The organism is Bacillus australimaris (assembly GCF_001307105.1).
Lineage (GTDB): Bacteria > Bacillota > Bacilli > Bacillales > Bacillaceae > Bacillus > Bacillus australimaris.
In genome coordinates this window covers 242,716-258,609 of record NZ_LGYN01000012.1, presented here as the reverse complement: position 1 = coordinate 258,609, position 15,894 = coordinate 242,716, and the positions used below count along the sequence as shown (strand labels likewise).

General features: G+C 41.7%; 14 protein-coding genes. 10 read left to right on the top strand and 4 right to left on the bottom strand.

All coding sequences use genetic code 11. The features are described 5' to 3' along the window. The first annotated feature begins 32 nt into the window (after positions 1 to 32). From AKG37_RS07940 to AKG37_RS07925, 4 genes are all read left to right on the top strand, one after another. Positions 33 to 1,310, top strand: a complete 1,278-nt coding sequence (locus tag AKG37_RS07940) for a cation:dicarboxylate symporter family transporter (protein WP_039181428.1) — start codon at positions 33 to 35, stop codon at positions 1,308 to 1,310. A 17-nt stretch (positions 1,311 to 1,327) separates the two neighbouring features. Next, complete coding sequence (gene aspA, locus AKG37_RS07935; RefSeq protein ID WP_060698312.1) at positions 1,328 to 2,773, top strand: aspartate ammonia-lyase; 1,446 nt, start codon at positions 1,328 to 1,330, stop codon at positions 2,771 to 2,773. Between the two features lie 116 nt (positions 2,774 to 2,889). After that, positions 2,890 to 4,206 (top strand): sensor histidine kinase, encoded by a 1,317-nt coding sequence (locus tag AKG37_RS07930; RefSeq protein ID WP_060698311.1) that lies wholly within the window; start codon positions 2,890 to 2,892, stop codon positions 4,204 to 4,206. Next, the gene (locus AKG37_RS07925) at positions 4,203 to 5,135 is read left to right on the top strand and encodes a response regulator (RefSeq protein ID WP_060698310.1); all 933 of its coding nucleotides are present in this window, start codon (positions 4,203 to 4,205) and stop codon (positions 5,133 to 5,135) included. Before AKG37_RS07930 ends, AKG37_RS07925 begins: the two co-directional genes overlap by 4 nt. Positions 5,136 to 5,154: 19 nt before the next feature. Here the strand turns inward: AKG37_RS07925 and AKG37_RS07920 are convergent, their stop codons facing one another. Further along, positions 5,155 to 5,760, bottom strand: coding sequence for a TetR/AcrR family transcriptional regulator (locus tag AKG37_RS07920; protein ID WP_060698309.1), 606 nt, complete (start codon positions 5,758 to 5,760; stop codon positions 5,155 to 5,157). 89 nt (positions 5,761 to 5,849) lie between these two features. Between AKG37_RS07920 and AKG37_RS07915 the strand changes: the two genes are divergently transcribed. Next, positions 5,850 to 6,398 (top strand): hypothetical protein, encoded by a 549-nt coding sequence (locus AKG37_RS07915; protein ID WP_060698519.1) that lies wholly within the window; start codon positions 5,850 to 5,852, stop codon positions 6,396 to 6,398. 37 nt (positions 6,399 to 6,435) lie between these two features. On the opposite strand, the gene AKG37_RS07910 is transcribed toward AKG37_RS07915, so the two are convergent. The 3 genes from AKG37_RS07910 to AKG37_RS07900 are packed head-to-tail and all read right to left on the bottom strand — an operon-like array spanning position 6,436 to position 9,003. Further along, a complete protein-coding gene (locus AKG37_RS07910) occupies positions 6,436 to 7,374 on the bottom strand; it encodes a metal ABC transporter substrate-binding protein (RefSeq protein ID WP_060698308.1) in 939 nt (312 codons plus the stop codon). A gap of 13 nt (positions 7,375 to 7,387) precedes the next feature. Then, positions 7,388 to 8,260, bottom strand: a complete 873-nt coding sequence (locus tag AKG37_RS07905; RefSeq protein ID WP_060698307.1) for a metal ABC transporter permease — start codon at positions 8,258 to 8,260, stop codon at positions 7,388 to 7,390. Beyond that, positions 8,260 to 9,003, bottom strand: a complete 744-nt coding sequence (locus AKG37_RS07900; protein WP_060698306.1) for a metal ABC transporter ATP-binding protein — start codon at positions 9,001 to 9,003, stop codon at positions 8,260 to 8,262. Before AKG37_RS07900 ends, AKG37_RS07905 begins: the two co-directional genes overlap by 1 nt. 412 nt (positions 9,004 to 9,415) lie before the next feature. Between AKG37_RS07900 and AKG37_RS07895 the strand changes: the two genes are divergently transcribed. The 5 genes from AKG37_RS07895 to AKG37_RS07875 all read left to right on the top strand — a co-directional run bounded on the left by AKG37_RS07895 (position 9,416) and on the right by AKG37_RS07875 (position 15,851). Continuing rightward, positions 9,416 to 11,515: a heavy metal translocating P-type ATPase gene (locus AKG37_RS07895; RefSeq protein ID WP_060698305.1), complete on the top strand. Its 2,100-nt coding sequence runs from the start codon at positions 9,416 to 9,418 to the stop codon at positions 11,513 to 11,515. A 143-nt stretch (positions 11,516 to 11,658) separates the two neighbouring features. After that, the gene (locus AKG37_RS07890) at positions 11,659 to 12,345 is read left to right on the top strand and encodes a DsbA family protein (RefSeq protein ID WP_060698304.1); all 687 of its coding nucleotides are present in this window, start codon (positions 11,659 to 11,661) and stop codon (positions 12,343 to 12,345) included. Continuing rightward, on the top strand, positions 12,342 to 12,755 hold the full coding sequence (locus AKG37_RS07885; protein ID WP_060698303.1) for a disulfide oxidoreductase: 414 nt from the start codon (positions 12,342 to 12,344) through the stop codon (positions 12,753 to 12,755). The genes AKG37_RS07890 and AKG37_RS07885 overlap by 4 nt, the downstream gene beginning before the upstream one ends. 149 nt (positions 12,756 to 12,904) lie before the next feature. Further along, positions 12,905 to 13,516 carry a trimeric intracellular cation channel family protein gene (locus AKG37_RS07880; protein ID WP_060698302.1) on the top strand — a complete coding sequence of 204 codons (612 nt, stop codon included), beginning with the start codon at positions 12,905 to 12,907 and terminating at the stop codon, positions 13,514 to 13,516. A gap of 319 nt (positions 13,517 to 13,835) precedes the next feature. Beyond that, on the top strand, positions 13,836 to 15,851 hold the full coding sequence (locus tag AKG37_RS07875; RefSeq protein ID WP_060698301.1) for a Na+/H+ antiporter: 2,016 nt from the start codon (positions 13,836 to 13,838) through the stop codon (positions 15,849 to 15,851). Positions 15,852 to 15,894 lie beyond the last annotated feature (43 nt).

Genomic DNA, 15,894 nt, shown 5'->3' with positions numbered 1-15,894 from the left:
AGAAAGCGTTATCAAAAAAAGGGGGTTCACGTATGAAAAAGTTAGGGTTAGCTTCTCAAATACTCATTGCACTTGTTCTGGGTGTTGTCGTCGGAGCGCTGTTTTATCAAAATGAAACCGTTATAAATGTGTTAACGCCGATTGGCGATATATTCATCCATTTAATTAAAATGATCGTTCTTCCAATTGTTATTGCTGCATTGATTGTAGCAGTTGCAGGTGTAGGGGATATGAAAACGATCGGAAGACTCGGCGGAAAAACAATTCTTTATTTCGAGATTGTAACAACGATTGCTTTAGCAGTTGGACTGCTTGCAGCAAACGTCTTCCATCCTGGTACAGGAATTGATATGAGCAACATGGAGAAAGGTGATATCTCTAAATATGAAGAGACATCTAAGGCTTCTTCTGAAAAGGCGACTTTCTCTGAAACATTGGTGCATCTTGTACCAACAAACGTTTTCCAATCCATCGCAGAAGGTGATCTATTACCTACCATCTTCTTTACAGTCTTATTCGGATTAGGAATTGCCGCAGTAGGAGACAAAGGAAAACCAGTGTTAGGATTTTTTGAGGGCATACTTGAGGCCATGTTCTGGGTGACCAATAAAGTGATGAAGTTTGCTCCATTTGGTGTATTCGCACTCATCAGTGTGACGGTGATCAAATTCGGGGTCGGTGCGCTTCTCCCACTAGGTAAACTTGTACTGGTCGTTTACGGTACAATGGCATTCTTCGTCATTGTTGTACTTGGTATTATTGCAAAAATGGCGGGAACAAGCGTCTTTACACTATTTAGAGTGTTAAAAGAAGAAATCATCTTAGCTTTCTCAACAGCAAGTTCAGAAGCTGTGCTACCTAGATTAATGGACAAAATGGAGAAGTTCGGCTGCCCGAAAGCGATCACGTCGTTCGTTATTCCAACAGGCTACACCTTTAACTTAGATGGAAGTGCCATCTATCAATCCATTGCCGCAATATTTGTTGCACAAATGTATGGCATGCCGCTTTCCATTTATGAGCAAATTACGTTACTATTAATCTTAATGCTCACATCTAAAGGAATGGCTGGTGTACCAGGTGCATCGATCGTTGTTGTCATCACGACTCTTGGTGCAATGGGACTTCCGCTTGAAGGACTTGCCTTCATCGTTGGGATCGACCGTCTTCTTGACATGGTTCGTACAACAGTCAACGTATTTGGTAACTCACTTGCAGCCATTGTTATGTCTAAGTGGGAAAAAGTATTTGATCAAGAGAAATCGAAGAAGTATATTGAGGAATTAAAACAACAAACAAAAGCAGCGTAAAAAGGAGATCTTTTCAAATGACGAAGCTACAGGATAAGCAAGTTCGAATCGAACGAGACTTTCTAGGTGAAAAGGAAGTAGACACGCAAGCATATTATGGAATTCAAACATTACGTGCAGTGGAGAACTTTCCAATTACAGGCTACCGTATTCATGAGGAACTCATCAAAGCATTAGGGATTGTCAAAAAGGCAGCCGCACTTGCAAATATGGATACACAGCGACTATATTCTGGTCTTGGAGAAAAAATTGTTCAAGCCGCAGATGAGGTTATTGAAGGAAAATGGAACAATCAATTTATTGTCGATCCAATTCAAGGCGGGGCTGGCACTTCAATGAATATGAATGCCAATGAAGTCATTGCAAACAGAGCGCTTGAACTACTAGGAAAGGAAAAAGGCGCTTATACTGAGCTAAGTCCAAACACGCATGTGAACATGTCGCAGTCAACAAACGACGTTTTCCCAACAGCGATTCATATTTCAACATTAAATATGATTGAAAAACTACTTTATACGATGGAAAACATGCATCAAGTCATGACTGAAAAGGCACAGGAATTCGATCATGTCATCAAAATGGGACGTACGCATCTTCAGGACGCTGTTCCAATTAGACTTGGACAAGAATTTAGTGCTTATGCAAAGGTTCTTGCTCGTGATATTAAACGTATCAAGCAGTCTAGGCAGCATTTATATGAAGTCAATATGGGAGCAACAGCAGTCGGCACTGGTCTGAATGCTGATCCTAAATATATTCGCCAAGTGGTTGGTTATCTCTCTGACATTAGCGGATTGCCGTTAGTTGGAGCTGAAGACTTAGTCGATGCAACGCAAAATACAGATGCTTATACAGAAGTATCAGCAGCGCTTAAAGTATGTATGATGAACATGTCTAAAATGGCGAACGATATTCGTTTAATGGCTTCAGGTCCAAGAGCAGGCTTTGGTGAGCTGCACTTGCCGCCTAGACAGCCAGGTTCATCCATCATGCCAGGGAAAGTCAACCCAGTTATGCCTGAGGTTATGAACCAAGTGGCATTCCAAGTCATCGGAAATGATCACACGATCTGTCTTGCATCAGAGGCAGGTCAGCTTGAGCTGAACGTAATGGAACCAGTGTTAGTGTTCAACTTACTTCAATCTCTCAGCATGATGAAAAATGTATTCGAGTCCTTCGTGGACAACTGCTTACGTGACCTAAAAGCAGATGAAACGAGATTAAAAGAATATGTAGAAAAGAGTGCCGGTGTCATGACGGCGGTGAATCCGCACATTGGTTATGAAGCGGCTGCACGAATTGCAAGAGAAGCGATCCTTACAGGCGCATCTGTACGTGAGCTTTGTCTGCAAAATGATGTGTTAACAGAGGAAGAGCTTGACGTCATCTTAAATCCTTTTGAAATGACAAAACCAGGTATTGCTGGCGCATCACTTTTAGAAAAGGATCGTTTAGAAGATTAAGCGGCATCATGAGAAGCGCACACCGGCAAAGTTCCGGTGTGCGCTTTTTTATGGATGTTTGTTTTTCTTTTGCTCACATAGTATACTATCGTCAATTATTAGGGATGTGACTGCGTTTGAATCTACTGAAAAAATGGCTGAATACAGAGCCTTATTTAATTGTGATGCTCATTGTGCTGACACCGATTGGCGGAGAGTTTAAATTTTATCCATTTGAGGATAGCTTTCGGGTCAGCTTTGGAACCGTTGTCTTTTTCTTTATCCTGCTTCAAATGAAAAGATTCCCGGCTTGGGCGAGCGGTATCATTGCTGGGATATCTGTTTTTGCGTTTCGCGTAATGCTTGATACAGCTGTGACAGGGCAACTTCCACTTGAAGAGGCGGTTTCATTAAGATTTCCTTCCCTGCTTTATTACGTCGTCTATGGCACGCTCTTTTATTTATTGAAGGTCAGACGTTTCCGCGATCAGCCTTGGCTGATTGGAGCGACAGGCATTATCATGGAACTGTGCGCGAGTATTGTTGAGATTATTGCACTCCGAGGCACTATGGATGAAATTTTAACGGTGCGTACGCTGTTTCAACTATTTGTTTTGGCGATTTTCAGAAGCTTTTTCGTATTGGCTTGTTATACAATGATTCGATTATATGAAGAGCAGGCGAGAGAGCGTCAGATGAAAAAAGAAAAGGAACATCTGCTGATGCTCCTATCTAACCTTTACTCAGAATCTACATATTTTCATAAAACACTCGCACATGCTGAGCATATTACGGCCACATCTTATCAACTGTATCAATCCCTTCACCACGCGAAGGATGCGGAGTCATTGGATCTGAAAAAACTCGGTAAAACCGCCTTGCAGATTGCAGGTGAGGTGCATGAAATCAAAAAGGATAACCAGCGGATTTTCTCTGCATTATCAAAGCTGATTCATGAGGAAAATTTTCAGGCGTATGCGAGTCCTGCTCATATCGCGGGGCTTGTGATCCGCATCCATGAAAATTACGCAGAATCACTTAAAAAAAACATCATCTTTCATTATGATGAAGATGGGCAGCACCCCGCCTATCACGTGTATACCATTCTATCTTTGTTAAATAACATCGTATCCAATGCTGTCGAAGCCATTCCGGTAGATGGAGAGGTGTCACTCTCTATTTCACAGAAAGAGCACCATGTGATTTTTCAAATCAGAGACAACGGGCCTGGCATTAAAGAACGTAATCATCATGTTATTTTTAAACCGGGCTTCACTTTAAAATACGACCAGGCCGGGAATCCATCTAGCGGTATCGGGCTTTCCTATGTGAAGGATACAGCGGAGAAGCTTGGCGGAAGTGTTGAGATGACAAGTATCCCAAATAAACAAACGATATTTACGTTAACGATACCAGTAGATCAAGTTAGTAGAAAAGAGGGGATTGGGAGATGAGGTTTTTTATTGTTGATGATGATGAAGCCGTTCGTTCTTCACTGGCTCAGCTCATTGAAGATGAAGAGCTTGGCATTGTGGCCGGAGAAGCAGAGGATGGTGCAGAGTTAACAGCCAGCTACTTAAATGATTTGCACATTGATATTTTATGTATTGATCTATTGATGCCGGAAAGGGACGGGCTTGAAACGATTCGAGCGATCAAGGATGAATTTCATGGGAAATATTTAATGCTGTCACAGGTTGAAACAAAGGAATTAATCGGGCAGGCGTATACGCTTGGTGTTGAGTATTATGTGACAAAACCGATCAATCGTGTAGAGGTCTTAAGTGTGCTCCACCTCATGATTGAACGTCTTCATTTAGAGCATTCAATTGAAAATATTCAGCACTCACTCAAATCGGTCATGCAATTTCAGCAGCGCGGTCAGACGAAAACAAAGCAGCGGGGGAAAAGTCTCGCAGAGGCGGGGCAGTTCTTGCTTGCGGAGCTTGGCATTGTTGGTGAGAAGGGATCAAAAGATTTATTAGATATGATTCTGTTTACAGATCAATATTTAGCGCTGCATGCGGATCATCACGATTCCTTTCCTTCTTTAAAGATTATTTTCACTGGGATTACGGAGGAGAAATTAAGTGAGCCTTACACATCGGCAGACATCGCAAGAGAAGCAAAGGCGGCTGAACAGCGGGTAAGGCGTGCGATCAACCAATCATTGAAACACATCGCATCACTTGGATTAACTGATTTTTCGCATCCAACGTTTGAAAATTACGCATCTAAATTTTTCGATTTCACTATCGTGCGAAAGAAAATGAGTGAATTGACAAAAGAGATGAACGGGAGAGAAGAACACACCCGTATCAATGTGAAGAAATTTGTGCAGGTGCTCTACTACGAAGCCAAACGTATTTTTATGGAAGATTAAAAAAAGACATGCTCTCCAATTAGGGAGACATGTCTTTTTTTGTGATGGATTGCAGGTGCATTTGCAGCACGGAGCGAATGAGCTGAGGCGGTAAACGATCGGGCTGTACGATTCCATTCAATGCAAGCCCATTGATGACCGCATAAAGCCGCTCAGTTTCTAATAAAAGGTCGATATGATCTAGCAGCAGCCCATCCTCTTTCAATTTCATTAAGCAAAATTGGACCGTTTGAAAAAGCTCGTCATACATCTTTGCATTGAGCGGCTGTAGATCTGGTTCAGTCAGCGCTTTGACTGTAAAAGCCTGCCACACCTCCATTTCAAATTTTCGTTCTTCGTCAAGTGGAAGAACCTGTTCCAATAAAGTGAATACATTTTCCTCCGTTGGACCGTTTAATGGAAGCCCTGCAATGCGCTCTTTCACTCTTTCCTGAATCAAATTCATGGAGAATAGAAATAACTCTTGCTGTGTGGAAAAATAATGTCGCATAGAGCCGGCTGAAATACCAGCTTCCACTGCTATTTTTCGTACAGAAGCACTCTCCAATCCCTCTTGTTTAATCACTCTCATTGCAGCTTGAGCGACCTTTTGTTTTTGTTTATGGTGATCGACGATTTTTGGCATACATTGATTTTAGCACAGCTATTGTTTTTTTAACACAGTTGTGTTATTTTTTATTTAATACAATTGTATTAAAAAAGGATGTGGGAAAATTGGTCGGGTTTTTGATCGTGGCTTGTGAAATTGGCTTTTGGCTGTTTATTCTAATGGGCTTAACACTGCGTTATGTGTTTAAACAGAAAAAATGGGGTGCTTTCTTTCTTGTCTGTACGCCAATTTTGGATCTAATCCTTCTTGCAGCTACTTATATGGATTTAAGACAGGGGGCCGTGGCGAGTGTCATCCACGGGCTTGCGGCTGTTTATATCGGTGTGAGCCTTGCCTTTGGACATCAAATGGTGAAGTGGGCAGATGTCCGGTTTGCTTATCGTTTTGCAGGAGGGCCGAAGCCAAAGGAGAAACCAAAGTACGGAAGGGAGAGGTCGCTGTATGAAATGGTGGGCTGGACGCGGCATTTCATCTCTTATGTCATCGGAGCGGGGCTGTTATATGGATTGACCTATCTTATCCAAGCACCAGAGAGAACGGAATCGCTGATGCAGCTTGTTAGTGTGTGGGGGATGGTCTTAGCCATTGATTTCGTCATTAGTATCAGCTACGTCATTTGGCCGAAAAAGCATCCAGAAAATATATCAGGCTGACAAAAAAGACAGGCGGATTCACTCCACCTGTCTTTCCTTATGATGACAATCCTTTGTAAATGGTATCAATATTCCATTTCATCATCTTATAGTAGCTGTCTCCATCTTCACCTTCTTTTCCAATAGAGTCAGTAAAGACTTTCCCTTTGATCGGAACCCCGGTTTCCTCAGAGAGGCTTTCAAGGCTGCGTTTATCGACACTTGTTTCCAGAAAGAGAGCAGGAACTTGATGATCTTTGACAAAATGAATGATGCGCTTCATTTGTCCGGGTGTTCCTTCACTTTCTGTGTTGATCTCCCAAATGTAGCCGGCTTTTAGTCCATACGCCTCTGCAAAATACTTGAATGCTCCTTCACTTGTGACAAGGAGTTTTTTGTTTTTTGGCAGCTGATCAAACTTGTCTTTTGCTTCATCGTGAAGCGTTTGAAGCTTTTTGATATAGGCTTCTGCATTTTTTTCGTAATCCTCTTTATGCTCAGGGTCTGCTTGAATGAGCGCATCTCTGGCATTTTGCGCATAAAGAATCCCATTCTCGACATTCAGCCATGCGTGTGGGTCCTGCTGGCTTTCGAGCCCTTTTGAAGACAAATGCTTCACTTTGACGCCTTTACTCAGCTCCGCTACAGGTGCATCGTCCCCGTCCTTGCCGCTCGATTCAAGCAGTTTTTGAAACCAGCCATTCCCTGTTTCAAGGTTCAAGCCATTAGATAGAACAAGGTCTGCATCCGTCGTATACTGAACATCCTTTGGCAGTGGGTCAAATTCATGTGGGTCTGTACCAATGGGAACAATGCTGTGAATAGAGACATGCTGCCCTCCTACTTCCTTCACAATGTCATAAAGAATGGAGTAGGTCGTGACAACTTTTAATTTACCGTCATCTTTACCGGAACTCTTTTGCTGGGTAGAACAGCCTGCGATGACCAAAAGGGCAATGAATACTGCGGTCAAACGGATTGCAAAAACCTTCTTCATATATGTCCTCCTTTTACATAGACGCTTCCTTTTTTAACTGCGTCCGTTTTTGTTTAGATTTTAAAGATCTCCATAGAATTCCTTGCTTCGGTGAAAAGATAAAGGCACTCCCGAATAAAATAGTCGCGACCAGCACGATAGAAGCGCCAGATGACAAATTATACGTAAAACTAAGCCCAAGACCTACGACGGCAGAAACAGCCCCGAAGAAAGCAGATAAATAAATCATGATCCACAGCCGGTCTGTCAAGAGATACGCAGTGGCCGCCGGCGTGATCAGCATCGCAACGACAAGAATAATCCCAACGGTTTGCAGAGATGCAACGGTCACAAGGGTTAACAAGGTCATGAGAAAATAATGAATCAAGCGATTTGGTAAACCGTATACGGAAGAAATCACCGGATCAAAAGAACTAATGAGCAGTTCTTTGTAGAAAACGATGACGGCAAGCAAGATAAAAATACCGATGCCGAGCGTAATCCACATATCAGATGATCGAACCGCCAGAACGTTTCCAAACAGAATATGATATAAATCACTGGAACTTTTCAAAAATGTGATTAAAATGATTCCGATGGAGAAAAAGGCGGTAAAAACAATGCCAATGGCGGAATCATTTTTGATACGGCTGTTTTGACTCACGTATCCGATGCCAATCGCTGTTAACACGCCAGTTAAGACGGCCCCGAAGAAAAAGTTAATCCCCAGCATATAAGAGATGGCGACACCTGGAAGTACGGCGTGTGAAATGGCGTCCCCCATCAGGGCCATGCCGCGTAAAATGATAAAGCAGCCAATAACACCGCAAATGATACCCACCATGACGGATGTAAATAACGCTTTTTGTAAAAAAGCATATTCAAAAAGTCCTGTTAAAAATTCCATTACACGTCTCCTCCTGCTGATTTTAAGAATGGCAGCTGTGTTTCATATGCTTCCAGCATGATTTCTGGGCGAAGGATGTCGTGTACAGGCCCTGCTTTGATGAGCTTTTTATTTAACAAAACGAGATGGCTGAAGTAATCATCGGCCTTACTTAAATCATGATGGACAACCAAAATGGTTTTCCCTTCATCTCGTAATTCCTTTAAAATGCGAACCATCGTTTCTTCACTTGCCATATCAATTCCGACAAATGGTTCATCCAAACAGAAGAGCTGTGCGTTTTGAGCAAGTGCTCTGGCAAGGAAGACACGCTGCTGCTGACCGCCGGATAACTCACCGATTTGTCTTTTGGCAAAGTCCTGCATTCCTACTTTTTCTAAACAGTGGTACGCATATGCCCGGTCTTCTTTTTTCGGACGTTTCATGAGCCCAAGCTTCGGATATGTTCCAAGTAGCACGGTATCCAGCACATGAATTGGAAACGTCCAGTCTAAATCATTTCTCTGCGGTACATAGGCGATCTGTTTTCTAACCTGTTTAAAGGGATTGCCAAAAAAGCGAATATCCCCTTGATCTTTTTCAATTAAATCCAAACATGCTTTGAGTAACGTCGATTTCCCAGCACCATTTGGACCTATAATGCCTGTCATTGTCCCTTCCTGTATGGAAAGAGAGACGTTCTCTAATGCATCCTGTCCATGATATGAGACATGAAGGCGGTCGATTGTTAAAGCATTTGACATCTCTTGAGGCCCCTTTCAATCATCATTGCACTTCCTAAAGATATATGCATACATTAAATAATTTTGACTAAAGGATGAAATTATTCCTTAATGCTAATTTGTTTCCTTAAGGAAACTTTTATTTTATTCTAAGCGTCTGTCCTTCTTTTGTAAAGAGAAAAACTGCAAACGATCGTTTTTATGTTATGCGGGGTGTGGGGGACATGAGCTTGGTTGATTGAAAATCTATGTGACACGATTGGACACAAAAAACCAATTATTTCTTCATAAATGATTGACAGAAGAGAAGCATTCTTCATATAATAAGGGTAATCCAATATATGAGTATATGCTCATATATAAATTATTTGATTTTTAATAGGTTTAATCGGTCTAGGGAACGTTACTTATCATATAGAAAAAAGGTGAGAACATGAAAAAAATGAAGGATGAATACGTATTAAGCGGTCTTGATTGTGGAAACTGTGCACGTAAAATAGAAACAGGTGTCGGCAAGATGGATGGCGTTGAAGCTTGTTCCGTTAATTTTGCGACAGGGACATTGACTGTCACACATGCAGATAAGCAAGAAACGATGTCAAAGCGTATTGAAAAAACCGTTCAGTCCATCGAACCTCACGTGAGTGTATCACCAAAAGAAGAAGGACATCACCACGATCATGATCATGGGACAAAGAATTTAAAAACGATTGTGCTGAAATTAATTGGCGGTGCAGCCATTGGAACAGCAGCTTATTTTATACCTGAAGATGGCTTATTGAAATTTATCCTGTTTTTCGCAGCGTATTTATTAGTCGGCGGTGATGTGGTTTTTAAAGCGCTGAAAAATATCGTGCGCGGTCAAGTATTTGATGAGAACTTCTTAATGACCATTGCAACAGCTGGCGCTTTTGTTATTCAGCAATATCCAGAGGCACTCGCTGTAATGCTGTTTTACCAAATTGGAGAGCTGTTCCAAGGGGCAGCAGTGAACCGTTCAAGACGATCAATTAGTGAATTAATGAATATCCGCCCTGAATATGCGAATCTCAAAGTAGGAAATGAAACGAAAAAAGTGAAGCCGGAAGAAGTAAAAGTCGGTGACCGTATTGTCGTGAAACCTGGCGAAAAAATTCCACTCGATGGCCTCGTCATTGAAGGCTTTTCACTCGTGGATACCTCTGCATTAACAGGGGAATCCGTACCGCGTGACGTAGAAGCGGGGAAAGAAGTGCTTGCAGGATTTGTGAATCAAAACGGTATTCTCGAAATTGAAGTGCAAAAAGGACTTAGCGAATCGGCAGTAACGAAAATTTTAGATTTGGTTGAGAATGCGAGCAGCCGAAAAGCACAGACAGAAAACTTTATCACAAAGTTTGCAAAATACTACACACCGGCTGTCGTTGTATTGGCATTGCTGCTTGCCTTTGTGCCGCCGCTTCTCATTCCATCAGCACAATTGTCTGACTGGGTTTACCGGGCACTCGTTTTCTTAGTTATTTCTTGTCCTTGTGCGCTTGTTGTATCTATCCCATTGGGATTCTTTGGGGGAATTGGGGCAGCTTCTAAACGAGGTATCCTTGTAAAAGGCAGTAACTATCTAGAAGCATTAAACTCTGTCAGCTATGCTGTATTTGATAAGACGGGCACACTCACAAAAGGAAACTTTACAGTAACCAATATCGAGACAACTAGTGACAAGTGGTCAAAAGAGGAGCTGCTTTCTTTTGCAGCTTTAGCAGAAGCTCATTCTTCACATCCTATTGCTGAATCGATTAAAGCGGCATATGGTTCGCCGCTTGATGAAAGCCAGATCGAAGCATATGAAGATATAGCGGGACATGGAATTAAAGCGACCATCAGCGGTTCCCATGTTTTAGCTGGAAATCATCGCTTGATGGAACGAGAAGGCATTGCGTATGAAAAAGAAAAACGAAGTGGAACAGTTGTGTACATGGCGATTAACGGTGAATTTGCCGGATCGATCTTGATTGCAGATGAATTGAAGGACGATGCAATTGAAGCCGTCTCTGCTCTAAAAGCATCAGGTATTCAAACAGTCATGCTGACTGGTGATGCCAAGCAAGTCGGAACAGCGGTCGCCCAGCAAATTGGTATTGACGAAGTGCATGCAGAATTATTACCGCAGGATAAAGTAACGAAATTAGAAGAAATTGATCAGAAAAAAGCGCCTCAAGAAAAATTATTATTTGTTGGGGATGGCATTAATGATACACCGGTATTAGCAAGAGCAGACATAGGAATTGCGATGGGCGGACTTGGTTCAGATGCAGCTGTTGAAGCGGCTGATATCGTCATCATGACAGACCAGCCATCAAAAATTGCTGAAGCCATTGCTGTCGCTAAACGAACAAGAAGAATTGTATGGCAGAATATTGCGTTTGCTCTCGGAGTCAAAGGTGTTTTCCTATTACTCGGTGCATTCGGTATTGCGACTATGTGGGAAGCTGTCTTCTCAGATGTCGGTGTTACCGTACTCGCTGTTTTAAATGCGATGAGGGTTATGAAATAAAATTGTTAGGAAAAATTCATGAATACCATCTTTCATAATGGACCCCCTCTTGTTAAGATAGAAGAAGTTGGATAATGGCATTTGTCTAAGCTATTATCCTTTTTCTTTTTTTTAGGAATGAAAAAGATAAGGTAGGTGCTTATGTGAGTAAAAAAAATAATCAATCTTCATCCATTAAATTTGCTGTCATTTTAACCATCATTGCAGCTCTTCTCATCGGTCTATTTGTTGTGATTGGGAATAAAAACAGCGAAGAAGCTCAAACAGTTGACAGTAAACCTTCTATTAAAGGTCAGCCTGTCATGGGGGACAAAAACGCAGCGGTGCAAATCGTGGAGTTTGGAGATTACAAATGTCCATCTTGTAAAGCATTTGATACAGACATTTTCCCAAAACTGAAAGCGGACTACATAGATAAAGGCGATGTCTCATTTTCGTTTATTAACTTCCCACTTCCTGTTCATGGAGATGGGGCAGTGTTAGCTGCACTAGCTTCTGAAGAAGTGTTGAAAGAAGATCCGAAAAACTTCTGGGCATTTCATGAAGCTGTTTATCAAGCGCAGCCAGACGGTGAAGCAGAATGGGTTACACCTGCTAAGCTGACGGAACTAGCGAAAAAGACAACAAAAATAGATACAGACAAGCTAAAAGATAATTTATCAAAGAAAACATATCAGCCGCAGCTGAACACAGACGATCAGCTTGTGAACCAATATAAAGTCAATGCAACACCAACTATTTTCATTAACAACAAACAAGTGCAAAACTTTTATGACTATGATGAAATCAAAGGATTAATTGATCAAGAGCTCAAAGGGAAAAAATCATGAAGAATAAGCTTGTTTACTTATACAGTGCTTGGATCGTTTCTATCGTTGCAACGATGAGCAGCTTGTATTTAAGTGAAGTAAAAAAGTTTATCCCATGCGACCTTTGCTGGTTTCAGCGCATTTTCATGTACCCGCTCGTGCTTTTACTTGGCATTGCAACATTCAGAGGCGATGTCAAAGTGAAGTATTACGTTCTGCCTTTGGCTGTCATTGGTGCTTGTTTTTCCATTTATCATTATATGGAACAAAAGATACCAGGCTTCGCATCAATTCGCCCTTGCCTGAGCGGTGTTCCTTGTTCAGTTGATTATCTGAACTGGTTTGGTTTTATCACCATTCCACTATTAGCTCTTATCGCATTTATTCTCATCATCATTAGTATGCTGCTGTTAAATGCAAAAGAAGATTGAGAAAGATAGCCTGCTATTAAGCGGGCTATTTTTTATTTTTGCAAAAAGATAAAATTTAAAGAAAATTTGTATTGCTTTTCGCCTGTGTCAGATATACATTAAGGGGGTAGTGTTAGATGATCAGATAAAGGTAAGGAGATAAGCGGAAAATGGCATGGGAAGTCTTAAGTATCATTGGCATAGTCGCATTCGCTATTAGTGGTGCGATTGTGGCAATGGAGGAAGAGTACGATATTCTTGGTGTGTACATTTTAGGGATTGTAACAGCATTTGGCGGCGGAGCGATTCGGAATCTATTAATTGGTCTTCCGGTGTCTGCTTTATGGTCACAGGGCAAAATGTTTACCATTGCCCTTGTATCCATTACGATTGTGTTTCTTTTTCCAAAGCTCTTGCTCAAGCACTGGAGCACATGGGGGAATTTCTCGGATGCGATCGGTTTAGCAGCGTTTGCGATTCAAGGCGCATTATTTGCTGTGCAAAGAGAACTCCCGCTCAGTGCAGTCATTGTTGCAGCCATTTTGACTGGAAGTGGCGGAGGAATTGTGCGTGATTTATTAGCAGGACGAAAGCCGCTTGTGCTAAAAGCAGAGATTTACGCAGTATGGGCAGCCCTTGGCGGCTTATTCGTGGGACTTGGCTTAGCGCAAGGAGAGCTTGCTTTATATCTGCTGTTTGTCATCCTCGTCATATGCAGGGTATGTTCCTACTTATTCAAATGGCGGCTTCCCGCCCGGTCTTATTTTTTAAATAAAGGGTAAAACAAAAAAGGGCGATGATTTCGCTCTTTTTTTGTGTTTAATAGGAGCGGAATGTCAGCAGATGATGAAGTTTTCGTGTAAAATATAAGCAGGGTCTTTGTTCATCATTTGAACAATACATGTGAAAAATTTTGTCAGCTGGCTGAATATCTGGATTCAGCCTTTTTTTGCCTAGATGGATTGTTATGTGTTGGTTTCGTTTTTTGCGGGATACTAAAAAAGCACTTATGAACGGACGGATGCATGAGCATGAAATGAACACATCTTTGCATGTAAGCAAAACGTGACGAAAAATTTGATATAGGAGGGACATGTACTAGTGGAGATTTTTTTGGCAGTGCTCGTCTTACTAGCACTCATTGCATCATCTAATATTATCAATCGTTTTGTCCCCTTTATTCCTGTTCCGTTAATTCAAGTGGGCTTAGGAATATTGGTGGCAGCCTTTCCTTCAGGTTTACATATTTCTTTAAATCCTGAACTCTTCTTCGTTCTATTTATTGCGCCGCTGTTATTTAATGATGGGAAGCGTACCCCAAGGGACGAGCTTTGGAAATTAAGAGCACCTATTCTTCTTTTAGCGCTTGGTTTAGTGTTTGCAACCGTAATTGTAGCGGGATATACCATTCATTGGATGATTCCAAGCATACCGCTTCCAGCCGCATTTGCGCTTGCAGCGATTTTATCACCAACAGATGTTGTGGCAGTCAGTGCCTTATCCAGCCGTGTGAATATGCCAAAGGGCATCATGAGATTGCTGGAAGGCGAGGGGCTGATGAACGATGCGTCAGGACTTGTCGCCTTTAAATTTGCCATTGCTGCAACGGTGACGGGAGCTTTTTCAATTGCTGAGGCATCCTTTAGCTTTGTGCTGATTGCCGCAGGTGGTTTATTGACTGGATTTATTCTATCCTTTTTTATCATTCGTTTTCGCTATTTTCTCCGCCGTTTAGGAATGGACGATGTCACGATGCACATCATCCTGCAAATCCTTACACCATTTGTGATTTATTTAGCAGCGGAAGAAATCGGTGTATCTGGGATCTTAGCGGTTGTGGCTGGTGGTGTGACACATGCCATTGAGCAAGATCGAATGGAAGCGAATTTAGCCAAATTGCAAATTGCTTCATCAAATACATGGAATATTATTTTATTTATTTTAAACGGACTTGTTTTCGTTTTACTTGGATTGCAGATTCCTGATGTATCCACAGTCATTTTCCAGGATGAAGCATTTAATAATATGCAGGTCATTGGCTATATCTTAATTATTACGCTATGTCTCATGGTGCTGCGGTTCTTATGGGTATGGCTGTTCTGGGCAGGTAACTGGAGTGTAACGAAAAAGCAGAATGTGAAAAAACCGAAGCTGCGGGCTTCGATGCTGATGACATTCTCTGGTGTTCGTGGTGCAGTCACTTTAGCAGGTGCCTTTTCAATACCATTTACGCTTGCGGACGGATCACCGTTCCCCGAGCGGCACTTGATTATTTTCCTCGCAGCAGGCGTGATTTTATGTACACTCATTTTAGCTAGTGTGTTACTGCCTCTTTTATCTGAGAAAAAAGACAAGCAAGTCGACGTGGACTTGGATACAAAGATTCAGCATGCGAAACGGAAGCTGCTGAGAAGTGCCATTAAAACCTTAAAAGAAGGTATGAATGAGGACAACAGAGAAGTATCCCTTGCACTCATCAATGATTACCGAATAAAGCTGAGAAATATCCAGCGTGAACCATACCAATTCGGGATGAGAAGACAAGAGCGAAAAATCAGACTGCATGGCATCAAAGCAGAACAGATGAAACTTCAGCAATTAATTGATGAAGAGAAAATCGACAAGGAAGAAGCCTATGACCTGCAAGAAAGATTTCATGAGCTTGAAATGTTGTATTCAAACTCCTTTAAAATTCGTTTTTCAAAGGTGAAGTTTCTTCGCTTGCTTCAATGGCTGCAGTTATGGCGGCCAAATCAGCAAATTTCAAGCGGCATATTAGAAAAAGAGGACTCGTACAAACAAATCCGTAAGAAAACCGCTGAAGCTGCGGTAGACTCGATCAAACAGCATATGACAGATGAAAACCAACAAACATGTCACCAAGTCATTGGTTTTTACAACCAAGTGATTTACCGCTGTGAACACGGTCCAAGCTTCTTTCAGCAAAAAGACCGTTCATTTGACCGAAAGAAAAAAGAGCTTAACTTCCAAGCTGTACAGTCGATTCGAAATGAAATTCAAACCTTATATGAAGATGGTGAGATCAATCGTGATATTGCCCATCATTTAAGGGAATATATCAACGATATGGAAGCTGTTCTGCTCACCAATACGTGATGTTGTCATCTTCTCCCCCATGTTTTATGATGAAGAAAGAGAA

Coding starts and splice junctions, on each gene's coding strand:
- AKG37_RS07940 (WP_039181428.1), top strand. CDS start 33: ATGAAAAAGTTAGGGTTAGCTTCTCAAATACTCATTGCACTTGTTCTG.
- aspA (WP_060698312.1), top strand. CDS start 1,328: ATGACGAAGCTACAGGATAAGCAAGTTCGAATCGAACGAGACTTTCTA.
- AKG37_RS07925 (WP_060698310.1), top strand. CDS start 4,203: ATGAGGTTTTTTATTGTTGATGATGATGAAGCCGTTCGTTCTTCACTG.
- AKG37_RS07920 (WP_060698309.1), bottom strand. CDS start 5,760: ATGCCAAAAATCGTCGATCACCATAAACAAAAACAAAAGGTCGCTCAA.
- AKG37_RS07910 (WP_060698308.1), bottom strand. CDS start 7,374: ATGAAGAAGGTTTTTGCAATCCGTTTGACCGCAGTATTCATTGCCCTT.
- AKG37_RS07905 (WP_060698307.1), bottom strand. CDS start 8,260: ATGGAATTTTTAACAGGACTTTTTGAATATGCTTTTTTACAAAAAGCG.
- AKG37_RS07900 (WP_060698306.1), bottom strand. CDS start 9,003: ATGTCAAATGCTTTAACAATCGACCGCCTTCATGTCTCATATCATGGA.
- AKG37_RS07895 (WP_060698305.1), top strand. CDS start 9,416: ATGAAAAAAATGAAGGATGAATACGTATTAAGCGGTCTTGATTGTGGA.
- AKG37_RS07885 (WP_060698303.1), top strand. CDS start 12,342: ATGAAGAATAAGCTTGTTTACTTATACAGTGCTTGGATCGTTTCTATC.
- AKG37_RS07880 (WP_060698302.1), top strand. CDS start 12,905: ATGGCATGGGAAGTCTTAAGTATCATTGGCATAGTCGCATTCGCTATT.